Origin of the sequence: Streptomyces sp. NPDC005302 (genome assembly GCF_040607345.1) — a bacterium.
Lineage (GTDB): Bacteria > Actinomycetota > Actinomycetes > Streptomycetales > Streptomycetaceae > Streptomyces.
Window position 1 is genome coordinate 26,617 of sequence record NZ_JBEXGN010000029.1, and the last position, 21,102, is coordinate 47,718.

Consider the following 21,102-nt stretch of genomic DNA (forward strand, 5'->3'; position numbering starts at 1 on the left):
CCGCCAGGGACGACCAGTGCGATGAGTGAAGGAGCGGCACCGGCATGGTGTTCAAACGGCTGCTCGGGGCGATCGGCGTGGGCGGCCCCTCGGTGGACACGGTCCTGGACGGCGGAGCGCTGCCGCCCGGTGGGTCGCTGTCCGGCGAGGTGCGCCTGAGAGGCGGTGGCGCGGCCGCGGAGATCGAGCACGTCGTCCTCGAACTGGTCGCCCGGGTGGAGGCCGAGCACGAGGACGGGGAGAGCGAGGGCCTCGTGACGTTCGAGCGGTTCACCGTCGGCGGCGGTTTCCGGCTCGACGAGCAGGAGGAGCGGTCCGTGCCGTTCCGGGTGACGCTCCCGTGGGAGACACCGGTCAGCGAGCTGCACGGTCAGCCGCTCGGCATCGTCCTGGGCGTGCGCACCGAGCTGGTGCTCGCCGGCGCGATGGACAAGGGCGATCTGGACCCGCTGGCGGTGCGCCCGACGCCCGTCCAGGAGGCGATCCTCGAAGCCCTCGGACAGCTGGGCTTCGTCTTCCGGTCCGCCGACCTCGAACGGGGGCGGATCGGCGGCACGGGCCAACGGCTGCCCTTCTACCAGGAGATCGAGCTGACCCCGCCACCGCGGTACGCGCACGCGGTCCACGAGATCGAGCTGACCTTCCTCGCCACCGGGTCCGCGGCGGAGGTCGTCCTGGAGGCGGACAGGCGCGGCGGCCTCCTCGGCTCGGGACACGACACCCTCACCCACTTCACCGTCGGCCACGACGACATCGCCGGCCGCGACTGGAACGCCGAGGTGGACGGCTGGATCCGGCACCTGGTGGAGCACCGCCAGGCCCACGGATCCGGGTCCTACGGCTCCTACGGTCCGTACGCGGATCCGGACCCGTACGCCGGTGGGCACGACAGCCACGCGGAGCCGCACGGCGGTCACCGGTCGGGACCGGGCATGGGCACGGCGATCGCCGCCGGAGCCGCGGGTGTGGCCGTGGGCGTCGTCGGCGGGATGGTCGCCGCGGAGGTCGTCGACGAGATCGGCGACTTCTTCGAGGGTGAGGACGACGAAGAGGACGAGCACGACGACGACGGGGGAGAGGGGGAGGACGAGGGATAGGGCGTGGTACGCCCCGGATCGACGACCCCGGCTCACGGGCCGAAAGCCCCCAGGCACAATTTGCCTGACGCAGTCCCATCTCGCAGAGGATGATCCACGCATGATGACGCTCACCAAGGAAGACGGCCCGGCGGATCTGGACGGTGTCACCCACCTGTCCATAGGGGTGTCCTGGGACCCCACCTCCGGAAGCAGCGGCGGGGTGCTGGGCGCGCTCCGCCGCAAGAGTGGAACCGACCTCGACCTGATCGCCATCGCCATGCAGGGCGGCGAACCGGTGCGCCTCGCGGGTCTCGACTCCCTCGACCCGATGGGCAACGGCTCCCTGCTGCACAGCGGCGACAACCAGACCGGGCGCGGCGACGGCGACGACGAGACCGTGACCGTCGAGTTCGCGCGTGTCCCGCCGAACATCACGTCCATCGTGTTCATCGCCGCCGCCTACAAGAAGGGCAGCTCCTTCCAGAAGGCGCGCAACATCAGCTTCAAGGTGTACGACGCCACCGGGGGCAGCAGCACGCAGGTCGCCGACATCTGGCCGAGCCTGCTGTCGCAGGACAACGGCTGCGCCGTGGCCAAGGCCCAGCGCGACGGCAGTGCCTGGAAGCTCCAGGTGATCAACCTGACGGGGAAGATCAAGCAGGGCGACGAGAACGCCCTCATGCGGTTCGCCGTCAGCAAGTGACCGACGGGCCGCGGCCCTTGCCGGCCGGCCCGGGCACCGGGGCCGCAGCGCGGCCCGCGGTGGCCGGCCGGACGTCGCCCGCGACGGTGTGAGGCTGCGCGGCCCCTTCGCCGGAGGGGGCCGCCGCCTTCCCCGGAGCCCCGGGCCAGGCGGACAGCTCCCCGTGCCCCACTCGACGATCGCCCCGCCCCCCCCGTTGCGGGTCGGGCGCGCGCCCCGGCCCCCGACGGATCGCGGGAACCTACCGCGCGTAGCCCCCTTCGGCTTGTGGCACGGGCCCCGCCGGAGGCCCCTCTCTCTCCTGGCGTTTTTTGCCGTTCGAGCAAGGCGACTGGCCGTTTCCGGGAGTGACGGGCACGCTGTCGGCATTCCGAGAGAGAGGCTTCCGCCATGGCACAGGACCACGACCACGGCCACGACCCGGCGCACCACCAGGGCACGGCCGGCGCCCCGGCACACCACCACGCGCACGGCCGGGGCCATACCCACGTGGACTTCGCCGAGATGCTTCCCCTGCTCGTGCAGGAGGCGGAGCTGTTCTCCCCGGCCTACACCGAGGCCGCACGGTGGCTGCGCGAGCAGCGGCCCGAGCCCGGACTGGTGGTGGACGCGGGCAGCGGCCCCGGCGTCATCTCCTGTCTGCTCGCCGAGACCTTCCCCGGCGCGCGGGTCGTCGCCGTGGACGGCGCGGAACCGCTGCTCGCGGAGGCCAGGGCCCGCGCCGCACGCCTCGGCGTCGCCGACCGCTTCAGCACCGTGGAGGCCGAACTCCAGGACGGCATCGCGGACGTGGAGTACCCCGCCGACCTGGTGTGGGCCAGCAGGTCGCTGCATCACGTCGGCGACCAGCGCGCCGCCCTCGCGGGATTCGTCCGCGGTCTGGCTCCGGGCGGGACGCTCGCGCTCCTCGAAGGCGGCCTGCCCACACGGTTCCTGCCGCGTGACATCGGCATCGGCCGGCCCGGACTGCAGGCCCGCGTCGACGCCGTGCACGACGAGTGGTTCACGCGGATGCGGGAGGAACTGCCCGGCGCGGTGTCCGAGACGGAGGACTGGCCGGCCCTGCTCACCGCGGTCGGCCTGCGCCACACGGCGACCCGCACCTTCCTCGTCGACCTCCCGGCCCCCCTCCCGGACGAGGCCCGCGCCTTCGCCGTCGCCTCCCTCACCCGCCGGCGCGACGGCCTCGCCGAGGGCCTCACCGCCGAGGACATCGCCACCCTGGACCGCCTCCTCGACCCGGACGACAAGGCGAGCGTCCACCACCGCACCGACACGTTCGTCCTGACGGCGATGACGATGCATGTGGGCGTGAAGCCGGAGTAGCGGCCGGCGGGCACCCCTGGCGGGCGACGTTCCGTGAAATGGGGCATCCCCGAGGGCACGGACTTGCGAGACGACGGACCTATCGAACAAGTCCCGTACCGTCGTGGGCACTTGACATCGAGAACGCTCCAAGTGATGGACTCCCCTGGTCCGCCGTGCATCCGTCCGTGTTCCGGATCGGGTCGGTGGACAGGCCGTCGGTGAGGCGGCCGGCCGGACTCCATGGGGGTAGACCATGACCAGCACCGAGACAGACACCGGCATCGACAGTGGCTCCGGCGGTCACGCCGACGCCGGCACCGATGCCCCCGTAGCCCTCATCACCGGAGGGGGCAGCGGTATCGGGGCGGCGGTCGCGCGGCGGCTGCTCGGCGCCGGGCACCGGGTGGCCGTCACGGGGCGCGGGGCGGAGCGGCTGCGCGGATTCGCGGAGGAACTCGGCAAGCCCGAAGGGCTGTTGACGATCGTCGGGCACGCGGCCGAGTACGACCAGGTGCGGGCGGCGGTCGAGGCGACGCTCAAGGAGTTCGGGCGGCTCGACACCGTCGTCGCCAACGCGGGCTTCGCGACGCACGACACGGTCGCGGAGGGCGACCCGGCCGGCTGGTCCGAGATGGTGCTGACCAACGTGCTCGGGCCCGCGCTGCTCATCAGGGCATCCATCGACGCGCTGAAGGAGAGCCGAGGCCGCATCGTGCTGATCGGCAGCGTGGCGGGGCACGTGAACACGCCCGGCAACATCTACGGCGCCACCAAGTGGGCGGTGACGGGGCTCGCCGAGAACACCCGGCGGCAGGTCACGGAGTTCGGGGTGGGCGTGACCCTGATCTCCCCCGGCCGGGTCGAGACCCCGTTCTGGGACAGCTACGGGAGCCTGCCGCCGGGACATCTCCTGACGGCGGACCAGCTCGCCGAATCGATCGTGTGGGCCGTCGGACAGCCGGCGGGCGTCGACGTGAACACGGTGGTGGTCCGTCCGATCGGCCAGCCCGCCTGAGCCCGGCGACCGGTGAGGCCGTGCCGCGCGAACGGCCTCACCGGCTCCGCGGACCGACGGCCGGCCTCTTCCCGCGGGCATGCCGCGGGAAGAGGCCGACGGTGGTGTGGCGTCGGGTCAGTTGTTGGCCAGGAACTGCTGGGCCAGCGAGTTGCCGAGCGTCACGGCCGCGGTGTGGCTCTCGATGGGCGACACCTGCGAGTTCTTGAACAGGATGTACGTCACGCCGGAGTCGGTGCCGCCCGTCTCCGGGTCGGGGTCGATGCCGAGCGCGCTCGCCGTGGCGTACGAGGCCTCGCCGATGATGCTGGTCGGACCGGTGTCGCCGACCACCGCGTACTCGACCTTGTTGTTGTAGACGACGGCGACCACGCCGCCGCCCTTGATGCCCGAACTCGTGTACTTCCAGATGCTGCTGGTGGACGGCACGACGACGTAGGGGAGCGAGTCGGCGCGCAGGGGCTGGCCGTTGGACTGGTGGAACGCCGTGTCGTCCTGGAACCAGGGGTCGGTGTCGCCGCTGCACTTGCTGGTGACCTGGCCGTCGCAGTCGATGTCCATGTCGGCCTTCCAGAACACGGCGCCGTTCTTGCCGCAGACGGGAATCGTGGCCGACGTCTCCTCGTCGGTGCGGTACTTGCCGCTGGAGATCTGTGAACAGGACGTCACCTTGGCGAGCAGGGAGGCCGCGCTGACCGAACCCTCCTGTGCCGAGCGGGGGTTGACGGTTCCTGAAGCCTGGGCCGGGAGGGCGGCGCCGGCGAGGAGCGCGGCGCAGGCGGCCGCGGACAGGGTCAGTGTTCGAGTGCGCACTGTGGGGGAAACCCTTCTGTTAGGAAACTTTCCTTACTGGGTTGCCGTACAAGGTGGCCCTCCTTACATGACCGCGTCAAGAGCTTCCGCCGAGTTGGTCCGGTCCAGGGTGGGAAAACACCGCCGGCCCGGACGCGTCGAAGCGTCCGGGCCGGCGGTGGCGGTGGGTGCGGGCCGGTCAGCCGATCTCGAACGTGGCCGGGTCCGGGCCGAGCCGGCGGTCCTCGTTCAGGGCGGAGATGGCCGCGATGTCCTCGGTGTCCAGGGAGAAGTCGAAGACCTCGATGTTCTCCTTGATCCGTGACGGGGTCACGGACTTCGGGATCACGACGTTGCCGAGCTGGATGTGCCAGCGCAGCACGACCTGTGCGGGCGTGCGGCCGTGCTTCTGGGCGATGGCCACGATCGCCGGGACCTCCAGGAGCCCCTTGCCCTGGCCCAGCGGCGACCAGGCCTCGGTCGCGATGCCCTGCTCCGCGTGGAACTCGCGGGCGGCCTGCTGCTGGAGGTGCGGGTGCAGCTCGATCTGGTTGACGGCCGGGATGACGGACGTCTCGTCGATCAGCTTCGCCAGGTGGTCCGGCAGGAAGTTGGACGTGCCGATGGCCTTGGCGCGTCCGTCGGCGTAGATCTTCTCGAAGGCCTTGAACGAGTCGATGTTCGTGCCGCGGGACGGCATCGGCCAGTGGATCAGGTACAGGTCCACGTGGTCCAGGCCGAGCTTCTCCAGCGAGGCGTCGAAGGCACGCAGCGTGGAGTCGTACCCCTGGTCGCTGTTCCAGAGCTTGGTGGTGACGAAGAGCTCCTCGCGGGGGACGCCCGACGCGGCGATGGCCTTGCCGGTGCCCTCTTCGTTGCCGTAGATCGCCGCGGTGTCGATGCTGCGGTACCCGGACTCCAGCGCGGTGGCGACCGCCCGCTCCGCCTCGTCGTCCGGCACCTGCCAGACACCGAAGCCCAGCTGCGGCATCTCGACGCCGTTGTTCAGGATGATCGGGGGGACCTTGCTCACGAGCTCTCGATCCTTCAGTCGTCGGGTGGTACGCCCATCGTCAACGATCACGGCCCGTGATGCATTCCTGACCGGGCCCGCGGTCCTGTGAAATGCAGATTGGCCGAAAGGCCCACCGCGCCGGCCCACCGCACCGCGCCTGCCCACGCCACCGCCCCGGCCCACCCCGCCGGGCACCGCGCCCGTACCGACCGGCCGCTACGCCCGGTACAGCGCCTCGACCTCCGTCGAGTACGCCTTCTCGATCGCCTTGCGCTTCAGCTTCAGCGAGGGGGTCAGCAGTCCGTGCTCCTCGGTGAACTGGTGGGCCAGTATCCGGAACGTACGGATCGACTCGGCCTGCGAGACCAGCGTGTTCGCGGCGACCACGGCGCGCCGCACCTCGGTCTCCAGATCGGCGTCGCGCACCAGGTCGCCGGCGGCCAGCTGCGGCTTGCCCCGCATCTGGAGCCAGTGCTCGACCGCCTCGGAGTCGAGGGTGACGAGCGCGGCGATGTACGGGCGGTCGTTGCCGACCACGATGCACTGCGCGACGAGCGGATGGTCACGCACCCGCTCCTCCAGCACGCCCGGCGCGACGCTCTTGCCGCCGGAGGTCACCAGGATCTCCTTCTTGCGCCCGGTGATCGTGAGGTAGCCGTCCTCGTCCAGGGAACCGAGGTCACCGGTGGCGAGCCAGCCGTCGTGCAGGGTGGCGTCCGTGGCCTTGTCGTTGTTCAGGTAGCCCTGGAACACGTTGCCGCCGTGCAGCCAGATCTCGCTGTCGTCCGCGATGTGAACGGTGGTCCCCGGGATCGCCTGCCCGACGGTGCCGAAGCGGGTGCGCTCGGGCGGGTTGGCGGTCGCGGCGGCCGTGGACTCGGTGAGCCCGTAGCCCTCGTAGATGACGACGCCCGCGCCCGCGAAGAAGAGTCCGAGCCGCCGGTCCATCGCCGAACCGCCCGACATGGCGTGCTTGACCCGGCCGCCCATCGCGGCCCGCACCTTGGAGTAGACGAGCTTGTCGAAGACCTGGTGCTGCATGCGCAGGCTCGCCGAGGGGCCGGGGCCGATGCCCCAGGCCTTCGCCTCGATGGCGTCCGCGTAGCGCACGGCGATGTCGACGGCCTTCTCGAAGGGGCCCGATCTGCCTTCCTTCTCGGCCTTGCGACGGGCGGCGTTGAACACCTTCTCGAAGATGTAGGGCACGGCCAGGAAGAAGGTCGGCCGGAAGGCGGCCAGGTCCGGCAGCAGCGCGGCCGCGTTCAGCTGCGGCTGGTGCCCGAACTTGACCCTCCCGCGTACCGCGGCCACCTGCACCATCCGCCCGAAGACGTGCGCGAGCGGCAGGAACAGCAGGGTGGTCGCCTCGTCGCCGCGCTTGGAGTGGAAGACCGGTTCCCAGCGCTCGATGACGGTGTCCGCCTCGAACATGAAGTTCTCGTGCGACAGGACACAGCCCTTGGGCCGCCCGGTGGTGCCCGAGGTGTAGATGATCGTCGCGGTCGACTCGGGGGTGACGGCGCGGCGGTGCCGGTGCACCACGTCGTCGTCGATGTGCGCCCCGGCCTCGTACAGCTCGTGCACCGCGCCGGCGTCGAGCTGCCACAGCTGCCGCAGCGACGGCAGCCGGTCGACGACCGTGGCGATGGTCATCGCGTGGTCCTCGTGCTCCACCATGACCGCCGACACCTGCGCGTCGTGCAGCATCCAGAAGACCTGCTCGGCGGAGGACGTGGGATAGACGGGCACCACCTGGGCGCCGACCGTCCACAGGGCGAAGTCGAAGAGGGTCCACTCGTAGCGGGTGCGGCACATGATGGCGACGCGGTCGCCGAAGCGGACGCCCTGGGCGAGCAGGCCCTTGGCGAGGGCCAGGACCTCGTCGCGGAACTCGGCCGCGGTGACGTCGCGCCACTCTCCCCGCTCGTCCTTACGGCCGAGCGCGATGCGCAGCGGATCCTCCTGGGCATACTCGAAGACGACGTCGGCCAGGCCGCCCACCGGCGGCGCCGACGCCAACGGGGGGTTGGTGAACTCGCGCAATACCGCTCCTCGTGGCGCTCCGCACAGCGCCGTGAAAGCTACCCCACCCCGGGACCGGACGGGAGGGGGCTCGAACAGCCGACGGGCACGGCGTCCGCACTGGTCAGCCGAGGAAATGCCCGCACAAGGGGAAGGGCCGGACAGAATTGCCTACGGTTCCGTAGGTTTCGGGTCCGCAATCTCCACGGAATCTGTACGACCCCGGACCAGTCCGCGGAGCCACCCGCGCCGGAGGGGATCCTCCCCGTCCCGCGGCGGTGTGAACCCTCTCCGCGGGCCTCCTGAACCACCGCCCGGCTGCGGCGGCCTCCGGGGCCCGTGGAGGCCCCGTGCGGGGCGCGGGCGGCCCGGCACGGGGCGCGAGGTGCCGGGGCAGTGCGTGCCGAGCCGGTCCCCGCGGTCCGGGACCGGCTCGGGCGGGCGGGTCTCAGCCCTGGGGTGCCGGCAGCTTCTCCGCGGGGGCGCCCGCCGGGCTCGCCGCCGCGCGCGGTGCCCGGACCAGGATCAGGACGAGCGCGCCCGCGACCAGGGCCGTCACCCCGGCCGCCACCGACGCCGTGTCCAGCCCCGAGGCGAACGCGTCCCGCAGCGTGTGCTCGGGGACCCTGCCCCGCAGCGCCCCGGCGCCGCCGCCCGCCAGCGTGTGCGCCGCGTCGTGCGACAGCGTGTCCCGCATCCGGGAGATCAGCACGGTCCCGAAGGCGGCCACCCCGAGCGCGTACCCGAGCTGCCGGACCGTGTTCACCGCGCCGCTCGCCATCCCCGCCCGCTCCTGCGGGACGGAGGCGAGCGCGGCGCCCGCGAGCGCCGGGGCGACGAGGCCGACGCCGATCCCGACGAGCCCCAGACCCGGCACCAGCACCGTCCAGCCCGTGCCCGCGTCGAGAACCGCCTGGCACAGGACGCCCGAGCCGATCAGCAGCAGCCCGCCGCCGATCGTGAGCCACGCCGGGGCCCCGTGCAGCAGCTTGCCGGCGAGGATCGCGACGACCACCGAGGCGCCGGTCATCGGCAGCAGGGTGAGCCCTCCGTGCACCGGACTCAGCCCGAGCACCGTCTGCATCCAGATCGAGAGGTACGGGATGACGCCGAACGCCGCCCCGTTGAAGGCGAGCGCGCCCAGCAGCACGCCGGCGAACGCGGGCTTGCGCAGCAGCGCCAGATCGAGCAGCGGCTGTGCCACCCGCCGCTCGACGAGGACGAAGGCGAGGAGTGACACGGCGGCGACGACGAAGGAGCCCGTGGTCACGGCCGACGCCCAGCCGTCGGACCCCGCACGCACCACCGCGAAGGTCGTCGCTCCCGCGAAACAGGCGAACGCCGCCGTGCCCGCCCAGTCGATCCGCAGGCCGCGCGGGCCCTTGGACTCCGGCACCACCTTCAGCGTCAGCCACACCGCGGCCACGCTCACCGGCAGGTTCACGAAGAAGATCCACCGCCAGCCGGGCCCCTCGGTCAGCAACCCGCCCAGCACCGGGCCGACCGCCGCGGCACTGCCGCTGACCGCGCCCCACACCCCGAGCGCGGTGGACCGGTCCCGCCCCCGGTAGACCGAGCCGAGCACCGGCAGCGTCGTCGCGAGCGTCGCCGCCGCGCCCACCCCCTGCACCACCCGGGCGGTCACCAGCATCTGCGGCCCGGTCGCCAGCCCGCACCACAGCGACGCCGCCGCGAACAGCACGACGCCCGCCACATGCACCCGGCGCCGGCCCAGGATGTCGGCGGCCGACCCCACCCCCAGCAGCAGCGCGGCGAGCGCCAGCGCGTATCCGTCGATCACCCACTGCAGATCGCCCAGCGAGGCGTGCAGCCCCCGCGCCATGTCCGGCAGCGCGACGATCGCGATCGTCACGTCCAGCAACAACATGAACGTGCCCAGGCACACCGCCGTCAGCGGCCCCCACTACGCATGTCCTCATCTCCCTGTACCGCCGGATCCGCGTCCGTCCCCGTGCGTCCCCGAGTCAGGACGCGGGGCGCCGACGCCGATACGGCCGACCCCGCCGGCACCTTCGTGCCGGTCGGCTCGTGCTTCTCCGTACGATGGGGTGGCGCCGGCCGATCGCGGTGGTCGCCGGTCCAAGGCCGACGGAATCCGACAGGGACGGGTCGCATGGAGATGGAATCCCACAGCCTCGACGGTCTCGATCTGCGACTGCTCGCGGCCCTGGAGGTGAACGGACGGGCCTCCTTCAGCCGGATCGGGGAGGTGCTGGACGCCTCCGACCAGACGATCGCCCGGCGCTACCGCCGGCTGTGCGCCGAGGGCGGCCTGCGGGTCGTCGCGGTCCGGGACGCCCAGCGGCTCGGCCAGGACCACTGGATGCTGCGGCTGCGCTGCACGCCCGACGGCGTCGAGGCCATCGCCGACGCCCTCGCCAAGCGCCCCGACACCGCCTGGATCGGCCTGGCCTCCGGCGGCACCGAGGTGCTCTGCATGACCCGGCCGCGCAGCGCCGGCGACCGCGACGACCTGCTGCTCGGCAAACTCCCGCGCACCCCGAGCATCCTGGAGATCCGGGCCCACCAGCTGATCCACCGCTTCTTCGGCGGACCCGACGGCTGGACCGGCAAGTTCACCGCGCTGACCGGCGACCAGATCGCCGCACTGCGCCCCGAGCGGCCGGCGACCGACGGTCCCGCTCGGATCGACCCCGAGGACGAACCGCTGGTCGCCGCGCTCGAACGCGACGGCCGCGCCACCTACCCGGAGCTGCAACGCGCCACCGGACGCTCCGAGTCGGCCGTCAAACGCCGGCTGTCCGCGCTGCTCGCCTCCGGCGCCGTGTACATCGACGTCGAGTACCACTCGGAGATCCTCGGCTACCCTCTCGCCGCCTGTCTGTGGATCACCGCGGCCCCCGCCGCCCTCCACTCCGTCGGACAGGCCCTGGCCGCCCACGACGAGGTCGCCTTCGCCTCCGCCACGGCGGGCCCCTCCAACATCGTGGTGACCGCCGTCGTCCCCGACACGGCCGGCCTCTACGCCTATCTGAGCGGCCCGCTCGGCCGGCTCGACGGCGTCCAGCACGTCGAGACGACACCGTTCCTGCGCCGGGTCAAGCAGCTCACGTACACCCGGCCCCGCTGACCTCCCTCAGCCCCGCCGCCCCCGGTGCAGCCGGTCGCCGCCCGCCAGGACCGCCGCCGCGAGCGCGTCCGCCGCCCCCTGCGCCGACGGCCTCCGGCGCCCGTGCACCAGCACGAAGTCCACCTCGCCCAGCGTGGGCAGGCCCGCCCGCTCCGGGACCCGGGCCAGCCCCGGAGGCACGAGCCCCCGGGAGTGGGCCATCACGCCGAGCCCCGCGCGGGCCGCGGCGATCAGCCCGTTCAGGCTGCCGCTGGTGCAGGCGATGCGCCAGGACCGGCCCTGGCGTTCCAGTGCCTCCAGCGCGAGGGCGCGGGTGATGCCCGGCGGCGGATAGACGATCAGCGGCACCGGGCGCTCCGGGTCCAGGCGCAGCCGCGGGGCGCCGATCCACACCAGGTGGTCGTGCCAGACGAGTTGACCGCCCGCGTCCTCGGGCCGCCGCTTCGCCAGCACCAGGTCCAGATCGCCCGCCGCCAGCCGCTCGTGGAGGGTGCCGGACAGCTCGACCGTCAGCTCCAGGTCCACCTCGGGATGGTCGGAGCGGAACCCCTCCAGGATCTCCGGCAGCCGGGTCAGCACGAAGTCCTCGGAGGCACCGAAGCGCAGCCGGCCGCGCAGCCGCGTCCCCGTGAAGAACGCCGTGGCCTGCTCCTGCACCTCCAGGATCCGGCGCGCGAACCCGAGCATCGCCTCGCCGTCCTCGGTGAGCTCCACCGAGTGCGTGTCCCGGGAGAAGAACTGCCGCCCGGCCGCGTCCTCCAGCCGGCGCACGTGCTGGCTGACCGTCGACTGACGCACCCCGAGCCGCCGGGCGGCCTGGGTGAAGCTGAGGGTCTGCGCCACCGCCAGGAACGTACGCAGCTGCGAAGGGTCGTACATGTCGATCACGTTATCGCGGAACGTGATGACAGTCAGAACGGTGTGAAGGATTCCCGATCGCGGAAGGGGAGAGGACGATGGAGAGGGCACGACCCGGGCCGGTCCGAACGGCACCTCCGACGGCCCCGACCGACGCACCGAACGAGCAGTGGAGCACCGTGAAACGCCTGCAGTGGCCGAGTTGGATGCCGATCGATCCGTACATCCTGCTGTTGCTCGGGACCGTGGGGCTCGCCGCCCTGTTCCCCGCGAGCGGTACGGGAGCGGACGTCGCCTCCGGGGCGTCCACGGCGGCGATCGCGTTCCTCTTCTTCCTCTACGGCGCCCGCCTGTCGACCCGTGAGGCGGTGGAGGGCGTCAAGCACTGGCGGCTGCACACCACGGTGCTCGTGTGCACCTTCGTGGTGTTCCCGCTGCTCGGCCTCGCCGCCCGCGGCCTGGTCCCGGTGTTCCTGACGCACGACCTGTACACCGGTCTGCTGTTCCTCACCCTGGTCCCCTCGACCATCCAGTCGTCGATCGCCTTCACCTCGATCGCGCGCGGCAACGTACCCGCCGCGATCTGCGCGGGCTCCTTCTCCTCGCTGGCCGGCATCGTGATCACCCCGCTGCTCGCCGCCGCCCTGCTCGGCAGCAGCGGAGGCGGGTTCTCCGCCGACTCGCTCGTCAAGATCGTGCTGCAGCTGCTGGTGCCGTTCGTCGCCGGGCAGGTGCTGCGGCGCTGGATCGGCGCGTTCATCACCCGGCACAAGAAGGTCCTCGGTTACGTCGACCGCGGTTCGATCCTGCTCGTCGTCTACACCGCGTTCAGCGAGGGCATGGTGCAGGGCATCTGGCACCAGGTCAGCGCGGTCCGGCTGGCGGGACTGCTGGTCGTCGAGGCGGTGCTGCTCGCCGTGATGCTGGCCCTCACCTGGTACGGCGGGAAGGCGCTGCACTTCGGACGGGCGGACCGCGTCGCCATCCAGTTCGCCGGGTCGAAGAAGTCGCTCGCCTCCGGACTCCCCATGGCCAGCGTCCTGTTCGGCGCGCACGCCTCACTCGCCGTCCTCCCGTTGATGCTCTTCCACCAGATGCAGCTGATGGTGTGCGCGGTGATCGCCAAGCGCCGCGCCCGCGACCCCGAGGTGGCGGGGCCGGCCGACGGAACCGGCCCGGACCGGCCGGACGGGACGAGAGGCACCGGCGGAACACGCGGCGCGGGCGGCGCCACCGGATCGGCCGGGAGCGCTAGGAGGGTGCCCCCAGGCGCAGCGTCACGAAGCGCGGTCGGTACAGGGACACGTTCCGGCTGAGGTGTGTCTGTGCCGCACCGCCCGTGACGTCCAGCCAGTTGACGTCGTAGCTCAGGACGATCCGGCCGCCGTCGTCCAGTTCGGGATGCGCCTGCGGGTTGTAGGCGGCCACCTCGCCCGGCGGCAGCGGAGGGCTGAAGCCCCGGGCGGGCCCGTGCCAGGGCCCGGTGGGGGCGCACGCCCAGTAGGAGGTGACCGTGGTCAGGCCCGCCGCGCCCGTCGCCATGGTGAACAGGACGTACGTGCCGCCGTCCCGCACGACGGTGAACGCGCTGCCCACGCCGGTGTTTTGGCCGTCCCCGAGCACCGGCGCGGGAAGCCCGCGCACCGTCCAGGCCGTGCCGTCCCAGTACTCCCAGGCGCCCGGCTCGCCGAGCCGGCCGCGCGGCACCCGCGCCACATAGGCCCGCGAGGCGGAACGGCCGACGGCGCGGCCGTCGTCGCCGCCGAAGACGTAGGTCCAGCCGCCCGCGTCGACGGCCGCGGTGCCGAAGAGGACGCGCCGGGAGGCGTCCGCCACCTGACGCTGGTCCAGGACCGTGGTGACCCCTTCGAGGCGCAGCCCGGGCAGGGACAGGGTGGCGACCTCGGTGGCCGTCGGCACCCCGTAGATCCAGGGCGCGGGGCCCGTGGCGCGCGTCCACAGCAGGACGCGCAGGACCTGCTCGCCCGAGCCGGGGGAGCGGGATTCGACGCGGGCGGCCACCGGCCAGCGCCACTGCTGCGGGGCCGGGTCCGGGAAGAGCGGCGCGGGCAGGGTGCTCAGCGGTCTGCCGTCGCGTGACATCACGACCGCCGCGTTGCGCACCAGGGGGGTGCCCGCGTCGCGCCAGGCATAGGACTCGCCGACCGGGTTCGGCGGTGCGTACACCTGCCCGAGATAGGTGTCCGAGAACAGCCACAGCACCCGGCCGTCCGGCAGCCGCACCGAGTGGGTGCCGTCGCCGCCGGTCCAGTCGTCGGCGCGGCCGGCGTCGTCCCCGTACCGGGCGAACGCGTCCGTGTGCCGAGCGTCCGGGGACCAGGACCGCAGGGTGCGCGCGGCGCACGTGCCGCCGCCCTCCCGGTCGTGGTCCGGGAGGGCGGTGAGCAGCACGGCGGCCGAGACCAGGGCCAGCAGGACGCCGAGTCCGGCCCCGGTCCGCCGTCGCGTTCGCGCGTCGTCGGGCACGGACGGGACGTTAGTGGCCCCCGCCCACCCGGTCCATGGGGAGCCACAGGACGGTGTCGCGGGTCATGTGCTCCGGGGGCCCGGCCGCCAGTTCGGCGTCGCTCAACGCCCGGTCGTTGACCCGCACGTCGTCGATGGCACCCGTGAAGTAGGCCCGGCTGTCCATCCGTTGGCCGACGTGCACCCCGAACGGCGCGTTCCGGCTGACCGATCCGGGCACGTCCGCGGCGCCGACGGTCGTCCCGTCGACGGACAGGGTGAGCTGTCCGCCGCCCCGGCGCAGCGCCAGATGGTGCCACTGGCCGTCGTTGTACGCGCCGGCGGTCCGCACGGACGCCGTGGCCGGGGCCGCCGCGCCGCTCCTGGTGGTGATGAGACCGGTGATCCGGCCGGACGCGGGCTCCCCGCGCACCCACACCTGCGGCTGGGTCGTACCGATCCCGCCCATCCACAGCAGCGGTTGTTCACCGCTGGTGGCCGTGTAGCGGAACCACAGGGAGGCGGTGAAGTCCTTGGCACCCAGCGGCAGCCGGCTGCTGTAGGGCAGCCGTACGGCGTCGTCGGTGCCGTCGAACTCCAGCGCGCCGCCGCGCACGCCGGCCGTCTCGCGGGCGCCGCCGAGGACCGCGGCCGGCCGGGCGAACGGCACGAGGTCGGCGGTCGTCGGGTCGGGGCCCCGGCGGGGGCGGAGCCAGTCCTCGGTGAAGCGGGCGAAGCGGATCTCGTCGCGGGCGTCGACCGCGCCGCCTTCGTACAACAGGCCCACGGCGTCGCCGTCGACGCGAACGAGGTCGGAGTAGCCCGACCAGTCTGTGGTCACGACGCTGCCGCGGTCGACGCTGTCCCAGGTGCGTCCGCCGTCGTAGGAGGAGCGGATCATCATGGTCCGGCGGCGGTCCGGGTCGCCCGGGCAGGCCAGCAGGATCCGGTCGCCGACGCGCAGGACCGAGCCCTGCACCTGGGGCGCGTACAGGTCGGGGAGGGCGGCGAAGGGCGACACGAAGCTGTCGCCGCCGTCCCGGCTCACCGCCTGGGTGCGGTGCCCCAGGTCGGTGCCGTCCTGCTCGCGGCCGCTGACCAGGACCGATCCGTCGGTCCGCTCGGTGAGCGTCATCTCGGAGGGCTTCTGCCGGAAGGTCCCGTCGTCGGCGATCGGCCAGGAGTCCCGCGCGCCGATGTCCCAGTGGTCGCCGCCGTCGTCGCTGGTGACGAGCGCGGCGTTGTTGGCGGTGACCCGACCGCCGCTCCACGTCTCGGTGTTGACGGCGAAGACCAGGCGTCCCGCGTGCCGTCCGCGGGTGAGCTGGATGCCGTGCACCGGGCCGGTGGCGTACCACGAGTTCCAGTTCGCGGGCAGGATCTCGTCGCTCAGGTCGCGCGGCTGCGACCAGGTGAGACCGTCGTCGTCGCTGTACTGGAGGTGCGGGGTGCGGTCGCACGGTACGGAGCAGCTCGCGCTGTCGGTCCGGCCCGTGTTGTACGTCTCGGCGAGCAGGATCCGGCCGGTCTCGCGGTCGACGACCGGGGTGGGGTTGCCGTGGGTGTCGCCGCCCCCGTCGTTGACGACCCGCAGCGGGCTCCAGGTGCGCCCGCCGTCGCCGGACCGCTTGACGACGATGTCGATGTCCGCCGCGTCACCGCAGTTCAGGACGCGTCCCTCGGCGAACGCCAGCAGCGTCCCGTCGGTGGTCCGTACGACGGACGGGATGCGGAAGCAGGCGTAGCCCGGGTCCTGGGAGACCTTGAACAGCACCTGCTGTTCGAACGGGCCGGGCGCGGTGGCGGTAGTGGCGGCAGTGGCGGCAGTGGCGGTGCGGGCCGGGGCCGCCGGGGCGGTCTCGGCAGGTGACGCGTGTGCCGTGCCGGGCAGCGTGAGCAGGGCGGCGGCGCCGAGGAGGGCGGTGAGGGCGGCGACCGGACGGGAGCGGTGGCGCGGGCGGGAGGCGCAGCCCGGGCCCGGTCGCGTGGCGAGGACGGATCTCAGACGGCTGCGGAGGCGTGACGGCATGGTGCGACCTGCCCTTCGTACGGCTGGGCAATCCGGATTCTCTGGACATCCCACGTCCAACGTTCGCGCCGCAGACGCTACTTGGGCACTCACGCACCTCACAAGGAGCATGCACCGGTCGTGTTCACGCCAGATTTTCGCCTGCCCCACGACGAGCGGACGGAGCGTCCGGGCACAAGATCACCTTGCCCCGGCCCGTCCCGGGAGGGCCGGACGCGGCACGGCCGCGCGTGTCGGCTCGTTGCCGTACGGCGGGAGGGCGCGGACCGCCGGAACGCGGGCCGCGCCGGCCTGCCGTGCCACGCCCGACGGCCCGGCGGGAGCAGTTCACGGGCTTGTTGATCCGGATTTCCGGTACGGACGGCTGATGCGGGCTAACGTTCCGTCATGACCGCACCCGAAGCCGAACCCCGCCTCGCCCTCGATCCGGCGTGCACCGCCCTGGTGCTCGTCGATCTGATGGAGCGCATCGTGGCGCTGCCCCTGGCGCCTCACAAGGGCACCGAAGTCCTCGCCACCGCCGAGGAGTTGGCGGCCACCTTCCGCAAGGCGGGCGCGCTTGTCGTGCTCGTCCGGGTCGAGCGGTCCGGAGTGCCCGAACAGCCCCCGGGCAGCGGCCTCGTCGCCGGGCTCGCCGAGGCCGGCGACCTGGAGATCGTGAAGCGGACCATCGGCGGGTTCCAGGGCACCGGTCTCGACGACAAGCTGCGCGAACACGGCGTCTCCACCGTGGTGTTCGGCGGGATCGCCACGAACCTGGGGGTCGAGTCGACCGCGCGCGCCGCCGGCGACCTCGGCTACGACCTCGTCTTCGTCGAGGACGCGATGGCCGCGTTCACCGCGCCCGAGCACGACGCCTCCGTCCGGCTGGACTTCCCCCGCCTCGGCACCGTCGTGACCGCGGCGGAGGTGCGCTTCGCGGCCCGGTGAGCGGCGTACCGGGGAGGCCGGTGCGCCGCACCACGCGGCGAAGTGAGGCGGGTGCCGGGGGGAGTCGGCGCGCCTCCTCCTCGTGTCGCGGGGGCGGCGGGAGCCGGTGCGCCCGCCGAGGTGAGCCCGGGGCGCCGGTGGCGTGCCGGGGCATGGCCCCGGTGGTGACGCGCGGACGCCGGTGGTGTGCCGGTGAGCCTCTCCGACGTCGTGGCGTGCGTATGGGTGGGAGGCCCCGTCGATGCGGTGCGTCCCATCGGTCACCCCTGCGCGGCGTGCGCGTCGCGGTGCGCGTACCGGTGGGAGGCCCCCCTCGACGCGGTGTCCCACCGGTCGCCGGGGTGCCGGCGTGCCTGCTCCTCGTGCCGCGGGGGCGGCAGAGCCGGTGCGCCCGCCGAGGTGAGCCGGGAGCCGGTGGCGTGCCGGGGCACGGCCCCGGTGGTGACGCGCGGACCGGGGCCGGTGCGGTGAGATGCTCCGAGGTCGCGGTGTGTGTGTACGGGTGGGAGGGCCCGTCGATGCGGTGCGTCCCATCGGTCACCCCGGCCCGGCGTGTGCGTCGCGGTACGCGTACCGGCGGGAGGCCCCCTCGACGCGGTGTCGCACCGGTCGCCGGGGTGCCGCCGGAGCGGGCGTGCTTCCTCCTCGCGTCGCGGGGGCGGCGGGAGCCGGTGCGCCCGCCGAGGTGAGCCCGGGGCGCCGGTGGCGTGCCGGGGGTACGGCCCCGGTGGTGATGCCCGGACGCCGGGGCGGAGCGGGTGAGACGCACCGCGTCGCGGTGTGCGTAGCGGTGGGAGGCCCCCTCGACGCGGTGCGTCCCACCGGTCACCCTGGCCCGGCGTGCGCGTCGCGGTGCGCGTACCGGCGGGAGGCCCCCCTCGACGCGGCGTCCCACCGGTCGGCGCGGCCCGGCGTGCGCGCCGGACCGCCCTGCGAGTCGGCGCAGGGTGATGTGGGGGCCGTTCGGGACGCCCCGGTCTCGGCGTGTGCGATCTGGGCCTCGGCACCCCGGCGTCCAGCGGCGCGAACAGGACGCCGAAGCGTGCGTGGCCGGCCGCATCTTCGACGCCGACGGCCGGATCGGGTCGCGGGCCGGCGTCCCGCTTTCGGCCCGGTGTCACACGCCCGGGCGGCCCGGTCCTCAGACCAGAACCCCGCCCCCGTCCACCACGACCACCGAGCCGGTGGTGTAGCCGCCGCGCATCAGGTAGAGGTAGGCCTCGGCGATGTCCTCCGGTTCGCCCGCCCGGCCGACGGGGAGCGAGCCGGCGGCGGACGCGAACAGTCCGTCGCGGTCCTGCGCGGGCAGGTCCCGCCACAGCTCGGTGCGCACCACCCCCGGCGAGACGGCGTTCACCCGGAGCGGCGCGAGTTCCAGGGCCAGAGCCCGGGTGAGTGACTCCATCGCCCCGCACAGGCTCGCCGCGACCGTCGTCCCCGGCATGGGCCGGCGCCCGGCCGTACCGGTCGTCAGGACCACGGAACCGCCCTCCCGGATCGCCGGCGCGCCGTGCTTCACGGCCGTGTACGCACCCCACAGCCGGGTGTCCAGGAAACCCCGGGCCCGCGTCAGGTCCGACTCGGCGAGGCTCTCCAGCAGCAGGGACTCACCGGCGGTGTAGACGAGATGGTCGAACGCGCCGACCCGGCCGAAGAACTCCCGCACCGCCTCCTCGTCGGTGGCGTCCAGCACCTCCCCCTCGGCGCCCGCGGGCAGCCTCTTCAGCGCGGCGTCCACGCTCTCCCGGCGGCGCGAGGCGACCACCACCTCGGCCCCCTCCCGCGCCGCCGCCTCCGCGACCGCGAACCCGATCCCCGCCGTACCGCCGATCACGACGACCCGCTGTCCTCGCAGACCCATGTCCGTTCCCTTCCACGTGTTCCCCGGGGCCGCCCCGGTGTCCGCAAGCCTGCGCGCGGTACCGCCCCGCCGTCCAAGACCTCTTCCGGCGCCGGCGATACCCTGAAGGCATCGCCACCGGACGGACGGAAGGAGCGGCCGTGGACCTCGACCTGCGCAAGGTCCGCTACTTCGTGACCGTGGCCGAACTGCTGCACTTCGGCCGCGCCGCGGAGCGGCTGCACATCGCCCAGCCGGTGCTGAGCCGTCAGATCAGGTCCCTGGAGAAGGACTTGGACGCGGTGCTCTTCGACCGCGACAGCCACGGTGTCCGGTTGACGGCCGCCGGACGCCAACTCCTCGACGACTCCGGCCCGTTGCTCGCCGCCGCCGAAGCCGCCCGGCGGCGGGCACACCGTGCGGCCCGCGGCCCGCGCCGGCTCGTCGTGGGCTTCCGGGCCGGGGTCGTCGTCACCCACGCCCTGCGCGCCTTCTCCGCCGGCCATCCCGACGTCGACGTGGCCGCCCGCCGCGTGGAGTGGGACGACCAGGAGCGGCTGATCCTCGACGGGACCGTCGACGTCGCCTTCGTCCGCGGGCCCGTCGACGAGCGGGGACTCACCCTGCTGCCCCTGTTCGGCGAGGCCATGGTCGCCATGCTGCCGGCCGCTCATCGGCTCGCCGGGAAACAGGAGCTCGTCCTCTGCGACCTGGACGGCGAGAGGCGGCTGCGCTACTCCGACCCCGGTCCGGACGACACACCGATCCGGACCGTCGAGGAGAAGTTCGAGCGCGTGGCGGGCGGCGCCGGCATCACGCTCGTACCGGAGTCCGTGGCCGCGACGTACTCCCGTCCGGACATCGCCTACGTGCCCGTCACGGACGCCCCGCCCGACCAGGTGTTCCTCGCCTGGGAGGCGGGCCGCCGCGCACCCCTGGTCGCCGCGTTCGCCGAGGTCGCGGGGGTACGCGGCTGAGGCGGGGCCCCTCCGGCGCAGGGGGCGCACCCCGCCGTTCGGGGCCCCGCCGCCGTGTAGCGGGGAGCCTGGTCAGCCCTGGGCGGCCGCGGCCCGCAGAGCGATCCGGTGCTCGCCCGCGTACACGTTCATGTTGGAGCCGCGCAGGAAGCCGACCAGGGTCAGGCCGGTCTCCGCGGCCAGGTCGACCGCGAGCGACGACGGGGCGGAGACCGCCGCCAGCACCGGGATACCGGCCATCACCGCTTTCTGCGCCAGCTCGAAGGAGGCCCGGCCGGAGACCAGCAGGACCGTCCGGGACAGCGGGAGCGTGCCGTTCTGCAGGGCACGGCCGACCAGTTTGTCGACCGCGTTGTGCCGGCCCACGTCCTCGCGGACGTCGACCAGCTCGCCCTCCTCGGTGAACAGCGCCGCCGCGTGCAGACCCCCGGTCCGGTCGAAGACCTGCTGCGCCGCGCGCAGCCGGTCGGGGAGGCGCGCGAGCAGCTCGGGCTCCAGCCGCACCGGGGGAGTGGTGTCGCCCGCCGTGTCGTCGACGGGCCAGCGGGCCGTGGTGCGGACCGCGTCGAGGCTCGCCTTGCCGCACAGGCCGCAGGAGGACGTCGTGTACACGTTGCGTTCGAGCGTGATGTCGGGGATGACGACGCCCGGCGCGGTCCGTACGTCGACGACGTTGTAGCTGTTGGAGCCGTCCACGGTGGCGCCCGCGCAGTACACGATGTTCTGCAGTTCTTCGGCCGCGCCGAGCACCCCCTCGCTGACCAGGAAGCCCGCCGCGAGCGCGAAGTCGTCGCCCGGGGTGCGCATCGTGATGGCGAGGGGCTTGCCGTTGAGACGGATCTCCAGTGGCTCCTCGGCGACGAGCGTGTCGGGGCGGGTGTTCACGGCCCCGTCCCGGATGCGGATCACCTTGCGTCGTTCCGTGACTCGTCCCATGTCCTGATCAGTCCCGGTTC

17 protein-coding genes are annotated in these 21,102 nt (G+C 73.2%); 8 read left to right on the forward strand and 9 right to left on the reverse strand.

Translation table 11 applies throughout. The annotated features are described in order from the left end of the window. The first annotated feature begins 44 nt into the window (after positions 1 to 44). From ABZT74_RS31080 to ABZT74_RS31095, 4 genes are all read left to right on the forward strand, one after another. The gene (locus ABZT74_RS31080) at positions 45 to 1,097 is read left to right on the forward strand and encodes a sporulation protein (protein WP_356440395.1); all 1,053 of its coding nucleotides are present in this window, start codon (positions 45 to 47) and stop codon (positions 1,095 to 1,097) included. Between the two features lie 100 nt (positions 1,098 to 1,197). Beyond that, positions 1,198 to 1,782, forward strand: coding sequence for a TerD family protein (locus ABZT74_RS31085; protein WP_356173777.1), 585 nt, complete (start codon positions 1,198 to 1,200; stop codon positions 1,780 to 1,782). Between the two features lie 390 nt (positions 1,783 to 2,172). Beyond that, positions 2,173 to 3,108: a class I SAM-dependent methyltransferase gene (locus ABZT74_RS31090; protein WP_355874099.1), complete on the forward strand. Its 936-nt coding sequence runs from the start codon at positions 2,173 to 2,175 to the stop codon at positions 3,106 to 3,108. 235 nt (positions 3,109 to 3,343) lie between these two features. After that, on the forward strand, positions 3,344 to 4,105 hold the full coding sequence (locus ABZT74_RS31095; RefSeq protein ID WP_356173780.1) for an SDR family oxidoreductase: 762 nt from the start codon (positions 3,344 to 3,346) through the stop codon (positions 4,103 to 4,105). Positions 4,106 to 4,222: 117 nt separating this feature from the next. On the opposite strand, the gene ABZT74_RS31100 is transcribed toward ABZT74_RS31095, so the two are convergent. The 4 genes from ABZT74_RS31100 to ABZT74_RS31115 all read right to left on the reverse strand — a co-directional run bounded on the left by ABZT74_RS31100 (position 4,223) and on the right by ABZT74_RS31115 (position 9,822). Continuing rightward, a complete protein-coding gene (locus ABZT74_RS31100; protein ID WP_355874096.1) occupies positions 4,223 to 4,918 on the reverse strand; it encodes a glycoside hydrolase family 75 protein in 696 nt (231 codons plus the stop codon). Positions 4,919 to 5,096: 178 nt separating this feature from the next. Then, on the reverse strand, positions 5,097 to 5,888 hold the full coding sequence (locus tag ABZT74_RS31105; protein ID WP_355874290.1) for an aldo/keto reductase: 792 nt from the start codon (positions 5,886 to 5,888) through the stop codon (positions 5,097 to 5,099). A gap of 240 nt (positions 5,889 to 6,128) precedes the next feature. Further along, positions 6,129 to 7,955 (reverse strand): AMP-binding protein, encoded by a 1,827-nt coding sequence (locus ABZT74_RS31110; RefSeq protein ID WP_355874093.1) that lies wholly within the window; start codon positions 7,953 to 7,955, stop codon positions 6,129 to 6,131. 427 nt (positions 7,956 to 8,382) lie between these two features. Further along, the gene (locus tag ABZT74_RS31115) at positions 8,383 to 9,822 is read right to left on the reverse strand and encodes an MFS transporter (protein WP_356440400.1); all 1,440 of its coding nucleotides are present in this window, start codon (positions 9,820 to 9,822) and stop codon (positions 8,383 to 8,385) included. A 246-nt stretch (positions 9,823 to 10,068) separates the two neighbouring features. Here ABZT74_RS31115 and ABZT74_RS31120 point away from each other — a divergent pair, with 246 nt between their 5' ends. Further along, positions 10,069 to 11,046, forward strand: a complete 978-nt coding sequence (locus tag ABZT74_RS31120) for an Lrp/AsnC family transcriptional regulator (protein WP_356440403.1) — start codon at positions 10,069 to 10,071, stop codon at positions 11,044 to 11,046. 6 nt (positions 11,047 to 11,052) lie between these two features. Here ABZT74_RS31120 and ABZT74_RS31125 read toward each other — a convergent pair whose 3' ends face one another. Further along, complete coding sequence (locus ABZT74_RS31125; RefSeq protein WP_356173789.1) at positions 11,053 to 11,925, reverse strand: LysR substrate-binding domain-containing protein; 873 nt, start codon at positions 11,923 to 11,925, stop codon at positions 11,053 to 11,055. A 158-nt stretch (positions 11,926 to 12,083) separates the two neighbouring features. Here ABZT74_RS31125 and ABZT74_RS31130 point away from each other — a divergent pair, with 158 nt between their 5' ends. Next, the gene (locus ABZT74_RS31130) at positions 12,084 to 13,220 is read left to right on the forward strand and encodes a bile acid:sodium symporter family protein (RefSeq protein ID WP_355874083.1); all 1,137 of its coding nucleotides are present in this window, start codon (positions 12,084 to 12,086) and stop codon (positions 13,218 to 13,220) included. On the opposite strand, the gene ABZT74_RS31135 is transcribed toward ABZT74_RS31130, so the two are convergent. After that, on the reverse strand, positions 13,156 to 14,391 hold the full coding sequence (locus ABZT74_RS31135) for a hypothetical protein (RefSeq protein WP_356440406.1): 1,236 nt from the start codon (positions 14,389 to 14,391) through the stop codon (positions 13,156 to 13,158). The genes ABZT74_RS31130 and ABZT74_RS31135 overlap by 65 nt on opposite strands. 10 nt (positions 14,392 to 14,401) lie before the next feature. Next, positions 14,402 to 16,399 carry a sialidase family protein gene (locus ABZT74_RS31140; RefSeq protein ID WP_356440409.1) on the reverse strand — a complete coding sequence of 666 codons (1,998 nt, stop codon included), beginning with the start codon at positions 16,397 to 16,399 and terminating at the stop codon, positions 14,402 to 14,404. A 387-nt stretch (positions 16,400 to 16,786) separates the two neighbouring features. Here ABZT74_RS31140 and ABZT74_RS31145 point away from each other — a divergent pair, with 387 nt between their 5' ends. After that, positions 16,787 to 17,329 (forward strand): isochorismatase family protein, encoded by a 543-nt coding sequence (locus tag ABZT74_RS31145; RefSeq protein ID WP_355874076.1) that lies wholly within the window; start codon positions 16,787 to 16,789, stop codon positions 17,327 to 17,329. Between the two features lie 1,141 nt (positions 17,330 to 18,470). Here the strand turns inward: ABZT74_RS31145 and ABZT74_RS31150 are convergent. Continuing rightward, the gene (locus ABZT74_RS31150; protein WP_356440412.1) at positions 18,471 to 19,190 is read right to left on the reverse strand and encodes an SDR family oxidoreductase; all 720 of its coding nucleotides are present in this window, start codon (positions 19,188 to 19,190) and stop codon (positions 18,471 to 18,473) included. Between the two features lie 140 nt (positions 19,191 to 19,330). Between ABZT74_RS31150 and ABZT74_RS31155 the strand changes: the two genes are divergently transcribed. Continuing rightward, a complete protein-coding gene (locus tag ABZT74_RS31155; protein ID WP_356440415.1) occupies positions 19,331 to 20,146 on the forward strand; it encodes a LysR substrate-binding domain-containing protein in 816 nt (271 codons plus the stop codon). 72 nt (positions 20,147 to 20,218) lie between these two features. Here ABZT74_RS31155 and fdhD read toward each other — a convergent pair whose 3' ends face one another. Beyond that, the gene (gene fdhD / locus ABZT74_RS31160) at positions 20,219 to 21,082 is read right to left on the reverse strand and encodes a formate dehydrogenase accessory sulfurtransferase FdhD (RefSeq protein ID WP_356440418.1); all 864 of its coding nucleotides are present in this window, start codon (positions 21,080 to 21,082) and stop codon (positions 20,219 to 20,221) included. Between the last annotated feature and the right edge of the window lie 20 nt (positions 21,083 to 21,102).

What these genes read in the sequence shown, in the direction of transcription:
- ABZT74_RS31080 (WP_356440395.1), top strand. Translation starts at nt 45, where the DNA reads ATGGTGTTCAAACGGCTGCTCGGGGCGATCGGCGTGGGCGGCCCCTCG.
- ABZT74_RS31085 (WP_356173777.1), top strand. Translation starts at nt 1,198, where the DNA reads ATGATGACGCTCACCAAGGAAGACGGCCCGGCGGATCTGGACGGTGTC.
- ABZT74_RS31090 (WP_355874099.1), top strand. Translation starts at nt 2,173, where the DNA reads ATGGCACAGGACCACGACCACGGCCACGACCCGGCGCACCACCAGGGC.
- ABZT74_RS31095 (WP_356173780.1), top strand. Translation starts at nt 3,344, where the DNA reads ATGACCAGCACCGAGACAGACACCGGCATCGACAGTGGCTCCGGCGGT.
- ABZT74_RS31105 (WP_355874290.1), bottom strand. Translation starts at nt 5,888, where the DNA reads ATGCCGCAGCTGGGCTTCGGTGTCTGGCAGGTGCCGGACGACGAGGCG.
- ABZT74_RS31115 (WP_356440400.1), bottom strand. Translation starts at nt 9,822, where the DNA reads ATGTTGTTGCTGGACGTGACGATCGCGATCGTCGCGCTGCCGGACATG.
- ABZT74_RS31120 (WP_356440403.1), top strand. Translation starts at nt 10,069, where the DNA reads ATGGAGATGGAATCCCACAGCCTCGACGGTCTCGATCTGCGACTGCTC.
- ABZT74_RS31125 (WP_356173789.1), bottom strand. Translation starts at nt 11,925, where the DNA reads ATGTACGACCCTTCGCAGCTGCGTACGTTCCTGGCGGTGGCGCAGACC.
- ABZT74_RS31140 (WP_356440409.1), bottom strand. Translation starts at nt 16,399, where the DNA reads ATGCCGTCACGCCTCCGCAGCCGTCTGAGATCCGTCCTCGCCACGCGA.
- ABZT74_RS31145 (WP_355874076.1), top strand. Translation starts at nt 16,787, where the DNA reads ATGACCGCACCCGAAGCCGAACCCCGCCTCGCCCTCGATCCGGCGTGC.
- ABZT74_RS31150 (WP_356440412.1), bottom strand. Translation starts at nt 19,190, where the DNA reads ATGGGTCTGCGAGGACAGCGGGTCGTCGTGATCGGCGGTACGGCGGGG.
- fdhD (WP_356440418.1), bottom strand. Translation starts at nt 21,082, where the DNA reads ATGGGACGAGTCACGGAACGACGCAAGGTGATCCGCATCCGGGACGGG.